28 protein-coding genes are annotated in these 12,396 nt (G+C 60.8%); 8 read left to right on the top strand and 20 right to left on the bottom strand.

The window, feature by feature from the left end; translation table 11 throughout:
• Nucleotide 1 precedes the first annotated feature (1 nt).
• From ACIPZ5_RS00980 to ACIPZ5_RS00885, 20 genes are all read right to left on the bottom strand, one after another.
• Nucleotides 2-475 (bottom strand): DUF2280 domain-containing protein, encoded by a 474-nt coding sequence (locus ACIPZ5_RS00980; protein ID WP_400806014.1) that lies wholly within the window; start codon nucleotides 473-475, stop codon nucleotides 2-4.
• Nucleotides 476-506: 31 nt separating this feature from the next.
• Nucleotides 507-1,118 carry a putative metallopeptidase gene (locus tag ACIPZ5_RS00975; RefSeq protein ID WP_400806011.1) on the bottom strand — a complete coding sequence of 204 codons (612 nt, stop codon included), beginning with the start codon at nucleotides 1,116-1,118 and terminating at the stop codon, nucleotides 507-509.
• 20 nt (nucleotides 1,119-1,138) lie between these two features.
• A complete protein-coding gene (locus tag ACIPZ5_RS00970) occupies nucleotides 1,139-1,330 on the bottom strand; it encodes a hypothetical protein (protein WP_400806009.1) in 192 nt (63 codons plus the stop codon).
• Nucleotides 1,327-1,566: a hypothetical protein gene (locus ACIPZ5_RS00965; protein ID WP_400806006.1), complete on the bottom strand. Its 240-nt coding sequence runs from the start codon at nucleotides 1,564-1,566 to the stop codon at nucleotides 1,327-1,329. The genes ACIPZ5_RS00970 and ACIPZ5_RS00965 overlap by 4 nt, the downstream gene beginning before the upstream one ends.
• A gap of 36 nt (nucleotides 1,567-1,602) precedes the next feature.
• Nucleotides 1,603-1,974: a phage holin family protein gene (locus ACIPZ5_RS00960; protein WP_400806003.1), complete on the bottom strand. Its 372-nt coding sequence runs from the start codon at nucleotides 1,972-1,974 to the stop codon at nucleotides 1,603-1,605.
• Entirely contained in the window at nucleotides 1,964-2,365 is a 402-nt protein-coding gene (locus tag ACIPZ5_RS00955; RefSeq protein ID WP_099815884.1) for a putative holin, read from the bottom strand. Before ACIPZ5_RS00955 ends, ACIPZ5_RS00960 begins: the two co-directional genes overlap by 11 nt.
• 37 nt (nucleotides 2,366-2,402) lie before the next feature.
• Nucleotides 2,403-2,660 (bottom strand): hypothetical protein, encoded by a 258-nt coding sequence (locus tag ACIPZ5_RS00950; protein WP_400806000.1) that lies wholly within the window; start codon nucleotides 2,658-2,660, stop codon nucleotides 2,403-2,405.
• 134 nt (nucleotides 2,661-2,794) lie between these two features.
• Nucleotides 2,795-3,484, bottom strand: a complete 690-nt coding sequence (locus ACIPZ5_RS00945; protein WP_400805997.1) for a hypothetical protein — start codon at nucleotides 3,482-3,484, stop codon at nucleotides 2,795-2,797.
• On the bottom strand, nucleotides 3,481-3,603 hold the full coding sequence (locus ACIPZ5_RS00940; protein WP_263155379.1) for a hypothetical protein: 123 nt from the start codon (nucleotides 3,601-3,603) through the stop codon (nucleotides 3,481-3,483). Before ACIPZ5_RS00940 ends, ACIPZ5_RS00945 begins: the two co-directional genes overlap by 4 nt.
• Complete coding sequence (locus tag ACIPZ5_RS00935) at nucleotides 3,600-3,959, bottom strand: endodeoxyribonuclease RusA (protein WP_400805995.1); 360 nt, start codon at nucleotides 3,957-3,959, stop codon at nucleotides 3,600-3,602. Before ACIPZ5_RS00935 ends, ACIPZ5_RS00940 begins: the two co-directional genes overlap by 4 nt.
• A gap of 79 nt (nucleotides 3,960-4,038) precedes the next feature.
• Nucleotides 4,039-4,341 carry a nuclease domain-containing protein gene (locus ACIPZ5_RS00930; RefSeq protein WP_061302584.1) on the bottom strand — a complete coding sequence of 101 codons (303 nt, stop codon included), beginning with the start codon at nucleotides 4,339-4,341 and terminating at the stop codon, nucleotides 4,039-4,041.
• On the bottom strand, nucleotides 4,341-4,739 hold the full coding sequence (locus ACIPZ5_RS00925; RefSeq protein ID WP_400805992.1) for a recombination protein NinB: 399 nt from the start codon (nucleotides 4,737-4,739) through the stop codon (nucleotides 4,341-4,343). The genes ACIPZ5_RS00930 and ACIPZ5_RS00925 overlap by 1 nt, the downstream gene beginning before the upstream one ends.
• Nucleotides 4,736-5,014 (bottom strand): hypothetical protein, encoded by a 279-nt coding sequence (locus tag ACIPZ5_RS00920; protein ID WP_400805990.1) that lies wholly within the window; start codon nucleotides 5,012-5,014, stop codon nucleotides 4,736-4,738. The genes ACIPZ5_RS00925 and ACIPZ5_RS00920 overlap by 4 nt, the downstream gene beginning before the upstream one ends.
• Nucleotides 5,014-5,775, bottom strand: a complete 762-nt coding sequence (locus ACIPZ5_RS00915) for a replication protein P (protein WP_400805987.1) — start codon at nucleotides 5,773-5,775, stop codon at nucleotides 5,014-5,016. Before ACIPZ5_RS00915 ends, ACIPZ5_RS00920 begins: the two co-directional genes overlap by 1 nt.
• The gene (locus ACIPZ5_RS00910) at nucleotides 5,772-6,503 is read right to left on the bottom strand and encodes a helix-turn-helix domain-containing protein (protein WP_400805985.1); all 732 of its coding nucleotides are present in this window, start codon (nucleotides 6,501-6,503) and stop codon (nucleotides 5,772-5,774) included. Before ACIPZ5_RS00910 ends, ACIPZ5_RS00915 begins: the two co-directional genes overlap by 4 nt.
• Nucleotides 6,500-6,955: a hypothetical protein gene (locus ACIPZ5_RS00905; RefSeq protein WP_400805982.1), complete on the bottom strand. Its 456-nt coding sequence runs from the start codon at nucleotides 6,953-6,955 to the stop codon at nucleotides 6,500-6,502. Before ACIPZ5_RS00905 ends, ACIPZ5_RS00910 begins: the two co-directional genes overlap by 4 nt.
• Nucleotides 6,952-7,755, bottom strand: a complete 804-nt coding sequence (locus ACIPZ5_RS00900) for a Rha family transcriptional regulator (protein ID WP_400805979.1) — start codon at nucleotides 7,753-7,755, stop codon at nucleotides 6,952-6,954. Before ACIPZ5_RS00900 ends, ACIPZ5_RS00905 begins: the two co-directional genes overlap by 4 nt.
• 126 nt (nucleotides 7,756-7,881) lie before the next feature.
• Nucleotides 7,882-8,070: a hypothetical protein gene (locus tag ACIPZ5_RS00895; protein ID WP_070384107.1), complete on the bottom strand. Its 189-nt coding sequence runs from the start codon at nucleotides 8,068-8,070 to the stop codon at nucleotides 7,882-7,884.
• Between the two features lie 18 nt (nucleotides 8,071-8,088).
• Complete coding sequence (locus tag ACIPZ5_RS00890; RefSeq protein ID WP_064314396.1) at nucleotides 8,089-8,280, bottom strand: hypothetical protein; 192 nt, start codon at nucleotides 8,278-8,280, stop codon at nucleotides 8,089-8,091.
• A gap of 27 nt (nucleotides 8,281-8,307) precedes the next feature.
• Nucleotides 8,308-8,532, bottom strand: coding sequence for a hypothetical protein (locus tag ACIPZ5_RS00885; RefSeq protein WP_400805975.1), 225 nt, complete (start codon nucleotides 8,530-8,532; stop codon nucleotides 8,308-8,310).
• A gap of 132 nt (nucleotides 8,533-8,664) precedes the next feature.
• On the opposite strand from ACIPZ5_RS00885, the gene ACIPZ5_RS00880 reads away from it, so the two are divergent.
• The 8 genes from ACIPZ5_RS00880 (at nucleotide 8,665) to ACIPZ5_RS00845 (ending at nucleotide 12,256) form a co-directional block, all read left to right on the top strand.
• Nucleotides 8,665-9,360: a S24 family peptidase gene (locus tag ACIPZ5_RS00880; protein WP_400806680.1), complete on the top strand. Its 696-nt coding sequence runs from the start codon at nucleotides 8,665-8,667 to the stop codon at nucleotides 9,358-9,360.
• A gap of 218 nt (nucleotides 9,361-9,578) precedes the next feature.
• Nucleotides 9,579-10,115 (top strand): hypothetical protein, encoded by a 537-nt coding sequence (locus tag ACIPZ5_RS00875; RefSeq protein WP_400805972.1) that lies wholly within the window; start codon nucleotides 9,579-9,581, stop codon nucleotides 10,113-10,115.
• A gap of 352 nt (nucleotides 10,116-10,467) precedes the next feature.
• A complete protein-coding gene (locus ACIPZ5_RS00870) occupies nucleotides 10,468-10,602 on the top strand; it encodes a hypothetical protein (RefSeq protein ID WP_256824910.1) in 135 nt (44 codons plus the stop codon).
• A 56-nt stretch (nucleotides 10,603-10,658) separates the two neighbouring features.
• Nucleotides 10,659-10,841, top strand: a complete 183-nt coding sequence (locus tag ACIPZ5_RS00865) for a hypothetical protein (protein WP_400805968.1) — start codon at nucleotides 10,659-10,661, stop codon at nucleotides 10,839-10,841.
• A 123-nt stretch (nucleotides 10,842-10,964) separates the two neighbouring features.
• Nucleotides 10,965-11,108 (top strand): hypothetical protein, encoded by a 144-nt coding sequence (locus ACIPZ5_RS00860; RefSeq protein WP_400805965.1) that lies wholly within the window; start codon nucleotides 10,965-10,967, stop codon nucleotides 11,106-11,108.
• Nucleotides 11,109-11,478: 370 nt separating this feature from the next.
• Entirely contained in the window at nucleotides 11,479-11,898 is a 420-nt protein-coding gene (locus ACIPZ5_RS00855; protein ID WP_400805963.1) for a hypothetical protein, read from the top strand.
• Complete coding sequence (locus ACIPZ5_RS00850) at nucleotides 11,895-12,086, top strand: hypothetical protein (protein ID WP_400805961.1); 192 nt, start codon at nucleotides 11,895-11,897, stop codon at nucleotides 12,084-12,086. Before ACIPZ5_RS00855 ends, ACIPZ5_RS00850 begins: the two co-directional genes overlap by 4 nt.
• The gene (locus tag ACIPZ5_RS00845) at nucleotides 12,083-12,256 is read left to right on the top strand and encodes a hypothetical protein (RefSeq protein ID WP_400805959.1); all 174 of its coding nucleotides are present in this window, start codon (nucleotides 12,083-12,085) and stop codon (nucleotides 12,254-12,256) included. The genes ACIPZ5_RS00850 and ACIPZ5_RS00845 overlap by 4 nt, the downstream gene beginning before the upstream one ends.
• Nucleotides 12,257-12,396: the final 140 nt, after the last annotated feature.

The raw sequence follows: 12,396 nt of genomic DNA, 5'->3' as shown, positions 1-12,396 counted from the left end.
GCTACACCTCGTCGTTGATCTTCCTTGCCAGTTCGGTCAGCTGGTCATCGGTCAGGGATGGCGTCATGAGTGGCGCCCCTCCAGGGCCTGCAAGCTCATGCTTGTGCTTGTTCGTGTAGACGTTGCCCGACTCCTTGGCGGCCTGTTCGAGCAGCTGGGCAGCAAGGGCCATGTTCTTCATGCCCTCGGCGCGGGAAGCCATTCTGTCCAGCATTCGCAGCCGGTACGCTCTGTTGGCGATCGGGATGTCAGCAGTGTCCTCGCGAAACTTCTTGCGGGTGTCTTCAAACAACACTCGCCACTTGGCAGCCAGGTTGGCCCCTGTGCTCTTGGTAGGGTCGTGCTGAGCCACCTGCTGGCGGGTGATCTCGATGTTGAATTCTTTCTTTACGGCCTCAGCAACCTGCGTCGGGGTATCGAAGCACGCCAAGGCCTGCACGATGAAGCCTTTGACTTCAGCGGTGAGGATGGCCATAGGACGGATTCCGTATCACGCCAGTGTCACATCAGGCCAGCTTGAGCAGGCATGTACCACAGGCTCTTGAAATGTTGATCTTGGCCACCTCAGGCGGCCGGCTTGCAGCGTCGATCAGCTGCTGTACGTCGTGGCTTGGCCCATACCGGCGAACCACCCCGACGAACTCTTCCACATCGTGCCCGCGGAGCGTCAGGCTGGGCAGGCCGTCCTGGGTGAACTTGGGCGCGCCGTACTGATCGAGCTTCTGGGCAATGTGGTAAAGCTCGTGTTCGACTAGGGCGCAGAACTCGGTGTCAGAGCACTGGGAGCAGTAATCCGCAGCCAAGGTGATGACGAAGCCCGGCACCTCGCCGAACCACTCGATCATCTGTTGCTCTTGTCGGGCCTTCTGCCATCCGCCAGCCCGAAACATGACTGCCTCGGCCTGGCCTACCACTGTCCGACCTTGCTTCTCGAAGCATGCAGATGCCCACAGGAAGCGCAGCGGGGCGTCGATCAGGTGTGCATGGTCAGGGTTGTGCAGCTCGCCACCCTCACTGAGGACAGCAGCCTGAACCCAGTCGCCTACCTCCGGTGCCGGCTGAAGCCTGATGCCGAGCATGGACAGCTCGGTCAGCTCCAGCAATGCAAGTGGCGGCATGGGCCTGGCTGTCGCCCCACTCACTTGCATACCATCTTGTGCGTCTGGGCGTGGGCATGTCCATGCAGCAGACCAACCAGCAGCCCCTGTGGAAGCCCGGCATCCTTCGCTGCATCAATGGCTTTCACAAGGGCGGCATCGAGATCGGCCACCGCATGGGCGATATCCATGCTAACTGGCAGCTCATGGCGTATGCGGGTGACGCTGCTCATGCCGACTCACCAATCCGCTGGCCGGATATGACCTCGCCCAGGCTCAGCCCGTGGCGCGAACGGCTGGACTCGATACCATCCGCCTGATCCTTTGCCACCATTGCGTCAGCAACCAGGTCGGCCTGCTGGCCGCTGGGGAATTCTCCGACCATCGAGGATGAAGCGCTGTCAGCATCAGTGGCATAGCGGCTCACGATGTAGCGGGTAACCGGGCGAACTTGGTATTCGGTCTTCATGGGTTTCTCCGGCCTGCGCACAGGCTGAGTGGTGGATTACCTGAGAATTCGATCAAGCCGCGGTGGGATCAGCTTGGCCACGTTCCCTCGCGAGTAGATCACGAAGAACAGGAAGCCGATCATCACTACCGTGAGCGGGTACTGGGTCAGCGCGGCGAATGAGCTGAAGTTGACGGTGATGCGGTAGGCCTCGGCCAGGTTGGCACCAGCGAGCAGGCCAGCCATCAGCCCGACGACGCGGCGGTGGTGGTCCGTCTTCTTCCGATACCCCGCTATCACCAGGAATATGGCGAAGTGGCACAGTGCACGGGTGGACAGCATCGCCTCGGGACCGAAGGCCTGGGCCCACTCCCCGAACGCCTGCACCCAATGGCCTATGGCGGCGTAGATTCCAGTGTCATCCCTCATCACGCTTACCTCGCAGAAGCGCGGAAGGAATGAATCGCTCGATCCAGGCAACCCAGCCGGGCTTTGGACCACCTTCCGACCACGCCTTGAGTGATCCGAACATGCCAGAGGCCAAACCGGATATCAGCAATGCGATGAAGGCGGCCACGACGTTGTATGGGTAGTACTCAAGCACCAGTAGCCCGGCAAGGTAGCCGGCGATGAATGAGAACACGGCGTATAGGATCTTGGAGCCCCACCTGAGTTCAGCGGTGGAGGCAAGGAAGGCGCAGCAGCCACCGATGGCACCCATGATCACGACGTGGTCGATGGGGATCTGAGCCGCTGCTGCCACACCCGAGCCAGTTGCTGCACCAATGACTATGGCGCCTGAAATTCCATCTGCGCTCATGAGTCCTCCTGGCGGGATGATTGCGCGGCTGCCAGGCCTACCATGAGGCCGGCGGGCTCCATTCGATACCGAGCAGCCTTGAGAAAATCGCAAAGGTCAGCAGGGCAGCGCCTGCGCATGCCGCGAATTCGACCATCCTGCCCGTGACCAGGTGATCTTCCTCGGCAGGCCTTTTAAGGGCCTGGATGAAGATGAACGTGGCGAAGAAGATGTTCGTACTGATGTCGCGGTGCATCACGTAGTTGAGCACGGCCAGCCCGAGGGCCAGCAGGCTCCAGCAAGCCGATCGCGTCACTGAGCCTCCAGGGACTCTTGAGGGCCTCAATGGGCAATAAAAAACCCGGCGCAGTGGCCGGGTTCTGTTCGTCAATCCTCAACACACGCAGGAATGACAGGATGAACAAATAATGTTGCATCGTTGCATGGGTGTCAAGCGGCATCTGCCATCAAAACGCCTTCCTCCTGAAGTATCTTGCTAGACGCTTCCAGCGCCTCGGCCACCATCTCGTCGAGCACCTTCTCGATGCCTTTCTTCCAGCGCCAGTAGGTGGTCCGATTCAGGCCCTGGCCGTCCCACGTGTTGATGTCGTAGAACTCGGCAGGCAGCACGATCATGTCGGTGGAGCGCTTAACATACTGCTCGCGGCGCGCCTGGCCGGCGTCCTCGGGCATCTCGCCGCCCGCCAGGTGCTTGAGCACGCCGGCCTGCAGCGAATCGAGCTCTGCACGCTCACGGGCGGACCGACTGGCCACCTCATTCCCAGACTGCGCCTGCACGCCCTTCACAGGCGGGATGGCCCAGGCGGTGACCGCTTTGTACCGGAACAGGCTCGGTGCCTGGGTGGCGATCAGCGGAACCAGTTTTCCGATCGCATCCACCTTCTTGGCCTTGTGGGTCGAGAACCTGGCTGTCAGTGCATTCCAGTGCCGCGGGATCAGCTTGCTGTGCAGGCGGGCGTGCACCCAGCAGTCCACGAGCATTGCCGCGTCCTTCCCGGTGATCTCACCCTTCAGCTTCGAGGCCTGGACCTTCGGTTCGAAGTCGCCACCGCCTACACCGCTCATGGTTTCTGCCGCCAGGGCGCGGATTACTGCAGCCAACACGCTTTGGTATTTCATTGCCCCTGCTCCTTCTTGCGGCGATTCGAGATGGCAATGCCACGCACAACTGCGTAGACGCCGAAAATAACCATGGCCAGGATAAGCAGCTGGCCGCTGTCGGTTGGTGTCCAGTTCATGCTGCTTCCCCCTGTGCCTGTATGCGGACGCGAACAGCGCCGCCCTTGGTCGTTTCCTTGCTCACCCTGATCTGGGTGGCAAACACGTTGTCGTCGATGCCCAGGGCATCTGCCAGGCCGTCACGGCCAGCCTTGAACATCGCCAGCAGGTTGTCGTCGTCGCGCCGGCGGCGATCCGGCGGCACGAACTCGAGCAGGAGCAGCGCGGCACCATCAGGCGCCTTGATGCCGGCCTGCTTCGCCAGCAGGTGGCAGGCTGCCCGGTAGGACTTTGCCGCCCTGCTCTTCTTCGTCCAGTGCACCCTGGCGTTCGGGCTGCACTCGGCCGGCGGCCACGGCAAGATCACCAGGTTCATGAGGCCAGTCCCGCAAGCGATATCGCCAGGCCAAGAAGCATCACGGCTGCGAACACGCCGAATGTGAGGAGTGCGTTTTTCATGCGGCCCCCTTGATTGTCAGAATGCCTGCCCGGATCAGGGCCTCATGAGTCTCAGCGATGGCCCGAGGCATGTCGGACCAGTCCACTTCGCCCTTACCGCGGCCGTCGAGCACGTCGTGGCAGGCGCTGCAGGCGTAGACCGCCACGGTGTCGAAGCCCTTCATGCCCATGCCCTTCTGCCCGCAAGGCAGGTGGGCCAGCACGGTGGTTTCCGGGTTGAAGTTGCAGATGCCAGGGATGCGGACGGTGCAGTCCTGGCCGCGGGCGCTCTCGCGCACCTTCTTGGATACGACGCGCATCAGTAGCGCCCTCCCCAGCGATCCGGCTCAGTCCAGCGCACGCCATGTTCGGCGCCGAAGGCATGCATCACTTCGAACAAGTCGCTGAACCACTTCTGCGACTGCTTGCGGGTCGAGACGCCAAGGACAACGAAGCCACCGTCGATACCCGGCACCGCGTCCTGCTTCTGCACTGCTGCGCTGAAGATGTGCTTCCAATCCTCGTCGGTGAGCTTGCGGCCGTACCACTCCACTTGCTGGGAGACGTCGCGGAGCATGGCCCACATCTTCCGGTTGCAGACGTCGGGGCGCTTCTCGTCTCGGATCACGATCAGCTTCGGCTTAGTGAAGTCCTGGGCCTGCAGGCGGCCCAGCAGCATGTTGACGTCGCCCATACCTCGCATCAGGAACTCGGTCATGGCGCCACCTTCAGGCCCTGGGCCTCGATGGCAGCCAGCACATCCGGGGCGTAGTACATGTACCCCGGCTCCTCATCAGGCAGCACGACAGCCACGGCCTCGCGGGAGGCCTGCCAGGCTTGCCACATACCCTCGACGATCCGGTTTCCGTAAGTCTCGCCATTCCAGCTGGCCAAGGTCCGATCTTCTGGATCGCGTGCATCGTCGTGCAGGTGCCAGCTGTATCGATCCTTGGCCCACTGCTCGAACTCCTCGCGCATCTTGTTGGCGTCCATCACACCCCCTCCCCGGCCGGCTGCCCGGCGCGCTTGATGTTCAACTTGGCCAGCAGGTGTGCGCGGCAGGCGGCGACGCTGGTTGGGATCTGCTGGATCTCCAGCAGGCGTACCTGGCGCTGGGAGGCGTATTCGTCGGCCAGCTGGGCGGCGCTCTTCTGGCTGTCGTGGCCGATGCCGGTGGCGATGTCGCCCAGGGGCTCACCAGCGACCAGCATGCGGATCGTGATGTCGTAGGCCCTGGCGAATACCTTCTCGGCCCGCTCCACCTCCATCGACCCCAGGTTCTGCGCCTCACACTGCAGGGCCGCGTGGCGCACCGCTGCGTGCGTCCAAACGCGTGACCCTGCCCTGCTGGGGTGGAAGTTCTCCAGCGCCTCTGCCAGGGCCCTCGCAAGCGGCGGAATGCCCATCTCTTCCGGCGTCGGCTGGCACAGCTTGATGAACTTGCCGCTGCTCGGGGCGAAGTCGGTACCCAGCACCCGGCACTTCTGGATGCCAAAGCGGATCTGCTCGAGCGTGTTGATGCCCGCCGCAACGAACGACTTGATCCAGCTGCGCTTGGCAGCCTTCAGTGCCTCATCATCCGGCCAGGCCTGCTTCCACGCCGGGAATATGGCCTGCAGCTCCTTGAACAGGGCGTTGACCACTTCGGTGGTGCCTGGGTCCAGCTGCTTGGCTGGGGCCTGGACATCGGCTGGCAGGTTGCGAGCCGTGGCCATGATCTGCGTCACGCTGCGCAGTTTCGGTTGTGCGGTCATAAGCCCCCCAGGTCATCAGCCCAGCTGGTGTCGTTGAAGTCGGGGCCATTGCGAACAGTGAGGCCCTGCTGCGCACCAGGCAGCACCTTCTCCGGGAACAGGCCGGTCCAGCCGTTGCTGATCGACTGGTTGATCACGGCGTCTGGCGCGTGGTGGCCCGCCAGGGTCTTGGCCTGCTTCGCGCAGGTTGTGGCGGTCAGCGGCTTGCGGATCTCTTTTCGGTGCTGGCACCAGTCGGCCCAGGTCTGCTCGCTCACGTTGGCAGGCTTGCAGGTCATAGGGTCAAACTTCGGGGCCTTCTTCTTCGCCGAGGGAGCGGCAGCGACCGTCTGCGCTACTGGTTCAGTGACTGGTTCAAAAGAGTGACTGGTTCTGGGGGCAGCTCCTGCCCCACCCCCTGGGTTATCTCCTGCCCCAGGTGGGTTATCTCCTGCCCCACCCCCTAGGGCAGGAGCTGCCCCACTCTCCAACGCCAGGTGAAACACGTTCGACTGGTTCAGCTCCCCCTTGCGGCGAAACTCACGGCGCAGCAGGCCGGACTTTTCCAGTTCACGGATGTGAACCTTTACCGTAGATCGGCCGATCTCGCACTGATCAGCGATGTGCTGATACGACGGCCAGCACTCACCCATGTCGTTGGCGTTGTCGGCCAGCTTGATGAGCACAAGCTTGCGCAGCGGATTGCCGACCTTGGTCTTCATGGCCTTGACCATCAGCTCCATGCTCATTGGCCATGCTCCCTGGCCATGCACGCAAGAAGCTCGGCGTCATCAGCCATCGCCTTATCAATGGCCTGGTCGGCAGCATCCGATTGAAGCCAGAAATGGCGCCCATCGGTTATCCCTACCGCCCGGGCGCAGTTGTTGTAGGGGAAGTCGCGCATGTAGCGATACCGCTTGGCGTCCGTGCGCAGGGCTTCGTGCTCGGACTGGATACCATCCCCAGCATCGTCCAGCCTGGTGATGATCTCGCGGGCAGTGCGCGCTGCAGCGTCGATAGAGTCGTGCCCCGGCGGGATGCCGCCCTCAAGCAGCAGCACGAGCTCCTTGGCGGCCTCCATCAAGTCGCAATACAGGGAATAGTCACCGATGCCAGCCGCAGTAACGCGTCCTCCAGCCAGCGCCATGCCCAGGTGAATCGTCTCGGCAGTGTCTTCTACAACAAGGGTCACGTATTTCATGGGCGCCCCTTCCTGACCATCTCGGCCAGTTCAGGGAAACGATCCACGTACCAGTGAGGTTGCGTTTCTCGCGGGCACTGGGGGCTGGTGAGGTTCTTGCCGTAGCGAAGCCCCTTGTCGGTGATCGACCAGAAATCGACCATCTCCTGCTTGGAATTCTTGCGCTGCATAACCTTGAGCATGCCGACTTGCTGCAGGGCCTTGTTGAACGACGCGGGCGACATGCGGATGCCGTTATCCTTGAGCAATGCTGTCAGCGCTTTGGTCGGCAACGAACTCCCGCCAGCCGCGTCAGCCGGAGCATCTACCGCATAGCTGGGCAGGAACTTCGGGTCGAGCCCGTTGCTCTCGGCGATCTTGGCGAGCATCTGCACCTGGCAAGATGCGGCCGGCTTCAGTAGGCGCGTGAAGCACTCCATGATGGCGATTTCGCCAATGACCTTGGTGCCGTTGGCCATCACCGCCTGTCGCGCCTCGGACTGGCCTTCCAGCTCACGCCAGCGGCGAATCACCTTCATGCGCAGTCCGGCGCTGTAGCCGGTCAGGAGGCAGTCAGTGTGCTCGCGATCAAGCAGATACTCGACCTGCTCGCGGTTCTGACCGTCCAAGTAGATGTGCTCAAAACTGAGTACATCTGCTTTGAGTTCGGCCAGCATGGCCACAATGTCACGCTTGACGTTGGCGTGACGCTTGCCAGTCAAGCTGGCGATCTCACGCGACGACATCGTGCGCGCCACGAAATCGTGGTTCGCATTTTGTGGCGCGAGGGCCACGGTATTGATTTGGCTACCAAGGTGCATATATGATTGCCTCGCACATGTGTTACGAATGCAGTACAAAGAACCGGGCGGCCACCCGGTTTTTTTGCGCCTGCGTTTTGGGTGGTATTTCTTTCAACGGCAGTTCCTCATGAGTCCCTCAGGGGCTTATAAGCCCTTGCGAAACGACCGAACGTTGCTTCGGCCAGGCTCTGTTCTCGTCATCCGGTCGAGAGCCTCATTGATGATTTGTGCCGCCAGTTGCTCAGGGGTTAAGCCCTTCTGTCTGGCGAGATACGCCAGATCCGAATTGCCCTTCCCGTCGAGCTGGATCTCCAGCTCTTTGCTTTCTGGCACAGGGCCTCCTCGGCCACTTCAGGCCACATCAGTGTTCGCGTTAAGCTCTTGCATCATCTGGTCGAGACCGCGCTCCAGAATCTCCCTGGCGAGCACAGCCTTCTGCGTGCGCTTGAAACGAGCCATCGCCGAAAGCAAGTCGTCGGCAGCCTCATCCAAGCGAACCTTGGTGGGCTTGTTGTGCAGGTGGTCGGGGTCGAAGTACGACACGGTGGGTTCCTTTGTGGTTGAAAGTGGTTAAGCAGCGGTTTTCTTGGTAATGGCGCTGGACTGGGAAGCGTCTTCCTTGGCTTCTTCCTCCAGGGCCTTGAAGACGTCTGGGCGAGCCACGCGCAGAAACATCATTCGGGCACGAGGAATGCCGTGCTTTTTCCAATCGCTCACCGATGGCGGGCGTACCTCGCACAGCTCGGCTACGCGAAATGTCCCGCCCAGAGCTTCGATAATTGCGCTGGGGTTCATGCCTGGTCTCTCCGGCTGGAATCTTAGGTAGAGATATTAGGCATACCTTTTATTCAGGTCAATAGGAATACCTTAGATGCGCAGTGTTAGGCTGGCCTAATGAGCACACTACAAGAACGTTTACGGCAAGTAATGGCTGGGCCTCCGAAAATCTCCCAGGCTGCTTTGGCTCGGGCGTGCGGCATCAGGCCGCCGTCCGTGAATGATTGGCTTTCTGGAAAAACCAAGACCATTGAAGGGCAGAATCTGCTTCGCGCTGCCGAATTTTTGAAGGTAACGCCCATGTGGCTGGCGACGGGAAAGGGCGCGATGCGAAAAGCAGGCCCTGCAGCTGCGCCAGTCGCGAATGCCACTATGCTCGGCCCGATCTCCGTCTGGGACGATGAAACACCGCTGGACGACGACGAGGTCTACGTGCCGTTCCTCAAGGAAGTTGAACTGTCCGCTGGATCGGGACGTACCGTTATTGAGAAGTCGACCAGCAGAAAGCTCCGCTTCGGCAAGCAGACCCTACGCAACCAAGGCGTGCAGTTTGACCAAGCCGTGTGCGTCACCGTGCACGGCAACAGCATGGAGCCGGTTCTACCGGACGGCAGCACCGTGGGGGTCGACAGGTCGTCGACAGCGGTGAAGGACGGGAAGATGTACGCGATCGACCACGGCGGCGAGCTGCGCGTTAAGACGCTTTACCGGATGCCCGGCGGCGGTCTGCGCTTCCGCAGCTTCAACCAGGACGAACATCCGGATGAAGAGTACTCAGCGGATGATCTGACCGAGAAGAACATCAGAATATTGGGGAAGGTTTTTTGGTATTCCGTTCTCCTCTGACTACTGCTGATTGCGTCACATACCCACAATTATAGAAATGGAGCTGTGCTAAAGTGACTGACAAACCGAAGCCACAACCGCCAAGACAATCACCGCCTCGACCGACCCCAACCCAAGACGGCTGGGGAAGAAAAGACAACGGTAATGGTAGTCGAGGCCCGAACACCATTTCAGAAAGTCGCCCCGTACCGCCGAGGCCGAAAAGGGACCCTTAAAGCATGAGCGATACAGACATTGCCGAAGAGATCCATGAGCTTGAATTCTATGTTCAGCGCAATGTCCGCTACCACATGCGCCGCGGTGCGTTTTTTCTCCGTTGGGGCCGCTTTACGGCCTTTGTCGGGGTGATTTTCGGATCCGCTACCGTAACATCTCTGATCGCTGGAACCTCACCAGTCATGACCGGTGGGGCTGCCCTTCTTGTGACCTTGGCATCCTCCATTGACTTGGTTGTGGGCACTGGTCAAAGAGCCTGGCTGCATAATGACCTTCGGAAGAGATATCTCGATATCGAGGCAGAATTGCTGGCATCTGGCCCAGGAACCCAAGCGGAAACGCTACGGGCAATGAAGAGTAGAATTCGCAAGATCGAAGCGGACGAGCCCCCTACGCTTCCAGCTCTTGAGCTTCTTGCACGGGACGATGTGATCCGATCCATGTACCCAAAGGAAGAGGCCGACAAGTACGTCAGCAAGCTTGGATGGTTCAAGCGCACCACGGCTCAGTGGTTTGACTGGGACACCTCCAGCGCATGAGTTGAACCCGTTCAAAAAGGCCCGCCTCGGCGGGCTTTTTTGCGCCCGCATGAAAAAAGTTAGGAATACCTATTGACTGAAAAAGAAGGAATGCCTAATGTTCACTCCATCGAGGCGCTACACAGCCCCTCGGGAGGCCCTCAAGGCCACACACGACTGGTGAAGCCGCCAGATAGCACGGGATCAGCGAAATGATCTCCCAGCCCCGTAAAGCGGGACCGACTGGAACCAAGTTCTTTGACAGATGAAACGCCGATGCGGCCGCCAGTAGCGGGCTGAGGCGTACGGACACGAGATTCACTGAAGCACCTGGGCGACCGGGTGCTTTGGGAATCCACTGGAGGAACACAGCATGAACCGCAAGCAATTCCGCAAAGCCCGCGTCGCCGTGAAGTCCGACCGCCTGAACAACACCTGCAACTGTCTCGTGCCTGGCTACGAGAAGGCCCTGATCCTTGAGTTGATGCACCGCCCACGCTCCTGGTGATTTCACTCGCAGCCATTCCCACGAGTGGCTGCTGGGAAATCAACCGGAGGACTGTCATGACTCAACAACCCCAAGCACAAGTGAAATGCGCCCGCTGCTACCAGCCGGTAGAGAAGCCGATCTACCGGACCATCCACTTCATCGGTTTTGACCGTGGCAGGCGGGCATCCATGAGCGAGAACCTGCCGTTTTGCAGCGAAGAGCACGCCAGCCACGAGCAAATGAGCCGAGAGGGCTGACGATTTCACTGGCTGGCCTTGGCGACAGGGCCAGACGGGAAATCAACCGCCCTGGAGGGCAAGACGATGGCGAAGCGGCCAACCAACAGGATCAAGTACAAGCTCTGGGATACGAACTCCACCATGGAGTACGACGGAACTATCGACGAAGGCATCTACTACGCAGCCTGGAGCCTTTCTCTTGAAGACCGGAAAGTGCTGATTGGCAAACTGGTAGAGCAGCAAGCAAGCGCCACGGCCAAGGCTGAAAGCGCCACGTCCGCCTGACGTTAACTGCCCTATACCGGTGATGGTTGAGGTCCTGGGTGGTCAGGACGAACCCGGTACACCCACCCGAGGCCCTGCTCCCCATCGCAGGCTGCATCGGAGTGTGATCTGAATGCGCAGGCTGATGCGCAGCGACGCAGGCTCACAAGCGCGGCGCCGGTGGGCGAAAGCTGACCGGCTCGGTAGAACCTGGCACTTCTCACGCAAGCCGGAGATCAGCGCCGGCCAGATCACACCCCGATGCATCCCGCATCCCTTTCCATTCACTTTCGACCGCATTGGCAGGCGCCAGGCCACCTTTCACGGTGGGTTTGGTCACCTTCGCCTGGCTCCTGGCCAATGCGGCCGCACAACCAACCTGGAGGCGACCATGGGCGCACTTCGAGCAGCACAATGGCGGCACGACAACGCCGAGCCAGCCGACGACTCGGCCTATCAGGAAGCGGCGCAGCAGTGGATCGAGAGCAACGCGGAAAGCCTGGTTGGCGGCTGCGACGTTCTGATCCCGCAGCGCTTCGGTGGGCCGGTTGGCGTGAGTCAGGACCAGTTTGTGGCCAAGCTGGCCGAGCACCTTCGCGCCCTGCAGGAGGCTGAGCAGGACGACATCAACGCCCTGGCCCTGCTGCTGCTCCAGGCGCAGGCCGGCGGCCCAGTGAAAAGCATGGTCCCTGACATCCTTGGCCCGAGCGACCACGTCAACGGCAAGCTCTTCGAGATCGCCGAGTCGATGCTTGAGGGGTACGCCGAGCAAGGCGTGCAGCACGACGCTGACCTGGCGAACGAGCCATGAGCCCTCACGTCCTGATCGACAACGAGCTCGACGCCATGGCCGACCCAGCGACTCCCCTGTCGTGGCAGTCCATGGTCCTCAAGCTCCTCACCGAAATGCTGGCCGACCAGCGCATCACCATCGAAGAGTTCAACCACTACTGCGGGCGCCTCAACAAGATCGTTGATGGGCGCAAGGAGGTTGCATGACCACGCCAATCGTTAAATCGCTGCTCGACGAGCAGGTCGAAGAGGCAAAGGCCGCTCAGGTACGCGGTACCGTCCAATTCCCGGTCGGGATGCGTGTCGCAGACCTGCCCTACCCGATCAAGGCTGACTGGTTGAAGCGCCGGCCAATAAGCGCCAGGCCACGACCATGACCAGCTACCAAAAGGCCAAGCGCGTTTACATGCTGCGCGGCTCATTCTCCATGCTCTTCGCCTGCACCTTCTTCATGCTCGCCAGCGCCCTTGCTGGCTGCATTACCTCCTGACGCAAGACGCCCGAGTACGGCGGGCCC

It is taken from the genome of Pseudomonas sp. NPDC089428, from assembly GCF_044749325.1.
In the GTDB taxonomy this organism is placed as follows: domain Bacteria; phylum Pseudomonadota; class Gammaproteobacteria; order Pseudomonadales; family Pseudomonadaceae; genus Aquipseudomonas.
The sequence above is the reverse complement of the archived record's forward strand: the minus strand, read 5'-3'. Positions and strand labels throughout refer to the sequence as shown.

What these genes read in the sequence shown, in the direction of transcription:
- ACIPZ5_RS00980 (WP_400806014.1), bottom strand. Translation starts at nt 475, where the DNA reads ATGGCCATCCTCACCGCTGAAGTCAAAGGCTTCATCGTGCAGGCCTTG.
- ACIPZ5_RS00975 (WP_400806011.1), bottom strand. Translation starts at nt 1,118, where the DNA reads ATGCCGCCACTTGCATTGCTGGAGCTGACCGAGCTGTCCATGCTCGGC.
- ACIPZ5_RS00970 (WP_400806009.1), bottom strand. Translation starts at nt 1,330, where the DNA reads ATGAGCAGCGTCACCCGCATACGCCATGAGCTGCCAGTTAGCATGGAT.
- ACIPZ5_RS00965 (WP_400806006.1), bottom strand. Translation starts at nt 1,566, where the DNA reads ATGAAGACCGAATACCAAGTTCGCCCGGTTACCCGCTACATCGTGAGC.
- ACIPZ5_RS00960 (WP_400806003.1), bottom strand. Translation starts at nt 1,974, where the DNA reads ATGAGGGATGACACTGGAATCTACGCCGCCATAGGCCATTGGGTGCAG.
- ACIPZ5_RS00955 (WP_099815884.1), bottom strand. Translation starts at nt 2,365, where the DNA reads ATGAGCGCAGATGGAATTTCAGGCGCCATAGTCATTGGTGCAGCAACT.
- ACIPZ5_RS00945 (WP_400805997.1), bottom strand. Translation starts at nt 3,484, where the DNA reads ATGAAATACCAAAGCGTGTTGGCTGCAGTAATCCGCGCCCTGGCGGCA.
- ACIPZ5_RS00940 (WP_263155379.1), bottom strand. Translation starts at nt 3,603, where the DNA reads ATGAACTGGACACCAACCGACAGCGGCCAGCTGCTTATCCTGGCCATG.
- ACIPZ5_RS00935 (WP_400805995.1), bottom strand. Translation starts at nt 3,959, where the DNA reads ATGAACCTGGTGATCTTGCCGTGGCCGCCGGCCGAGTGCAGCCCGAAC.
- ACIPZ5_RS00930 (WP_061302584.1), bottom strand. Translation starts at nt 4,341, where the DNA reads ATGCGCGTCGTATCCAAGAAGGTGCGCGAGAGCGCCCGCGGCCAGGAC.
- ACIPZ5_RS00925 (WP_400805992.1), bottom strand. Translation starts at nt 4,739, where the DNA reads ATGACCGAGTTCCTGATGCGAGGTATGGGCGACGTCAACATGCTGCTG.
- ACIPZ5_RS00920 (WP_400805990.1), bottom strand. Translation starts at nt 5,014, where the DNA reads ATGGACGCCAACAAGATGCGCGAGGAGTTCGAGCAGTGGGCCAAGGAT.
- ACIPZ5_RS00915 (WP_400805987.1), bottom strand. Translation starts at nt 5,775, where the DNA reads ATGACCGCACAACCGAAACTGCGCAGCGTGACGCAGATCATGGCCACG.
- ACIPZ5_RS00910 (WP_400805985.1), bottom strand. Translation starts at nt 6,503, where the DNA reads ATGAGCATGGAGCTGATGGTCAAGGCCATGAAGACCAAGGTCGGCAAT.
- ACIPZ5_RS00905 (WP_400805982.1), bottom strand. Translation starts at nt 6,955, where the DNA reads ATGAAATACGTGACCCTTGTTGTAGAAGACACTGCCGAGACGATTCAC.
- ACIPZ5_RS00900 (WP_400805979.1), bottom strand. Translation starts at nt 7,755, where the DNA reads ATGCACCTTGGTAGCCAAATCAATACCGTGGCCCTCGCGCCACAAAAT.
- ACIPZ5_RS00885 (WP_400805975.1), bottom strand. Translation starts at nt 8,532, where the DNA reads ATGAACCCCAGCGCAATTATCGAAGCTCTGGGCGGGACATTTCGCGTA.
- ACIPZ5_RS00880 (WP_400806680.1), top strand. Translation starts at nt 8,665, where the DNA reads ATGGCTGGGCCTCCGAAAATCTCCCAGGCTGCTTTGGCTCGGGCGTGC.
- ACIPZ5_RS00875 (WP_400805972.1), top strand. Translation starts at nt 9,579, where the DNA reads ATGAGCGATACAGACATTGCCGAAGAGATCCATGAGCTTGAATTCTAT.
- ACIPZ5_RS00870 (WP_256824910.1), top strand. Translation starts at nt 10,468, where the DNA reads ATGAACCGCAAGCAATTCCGCAAAGCCCGCGTCGCCGTGAAGTCCGAC.
- ACIPZ5_RS00865 (WP_400805968.1), top strand. Translation starts at nt 10,659, where the DNA reads ATGACTCAACAACCCCAAGCACAAGTGAAATGCGCCCGCTGCTACCAG.
- ACIPZ5_RS00860 (WP_400805965.1), top strand. Translation starts at nt 10,965, where the DNA reads ATGGAGTACGACGGAACTATCGACGAAGGCATCTACTACGCAGCCTGG.
- ACIPZ5_RS00855 (WP_400805963.1), top strand. Translation starts at nt 11,479, where the DNA reads ATGGGCGCACTTCGAGCAGCACAATGGCGGCACGACAACGCCGAGCCA.
- ACIPZ5_RS00850 (WP_400805961.1), top strand. Translation starts at nt 11,895, where the DNA reads ATGAGCCCTCACGTCCTGATCGACAACGAGCTCGACGCCATGGCCGAC.
- ACIPZ5_RS00845 (WP_400805959.1), top strand. Translation starts at nt 12,083, where the DNA reads ATGACCACGCCAATCGTTAAATCGCTGCTCGACGAGCAGGTCGAAGAG.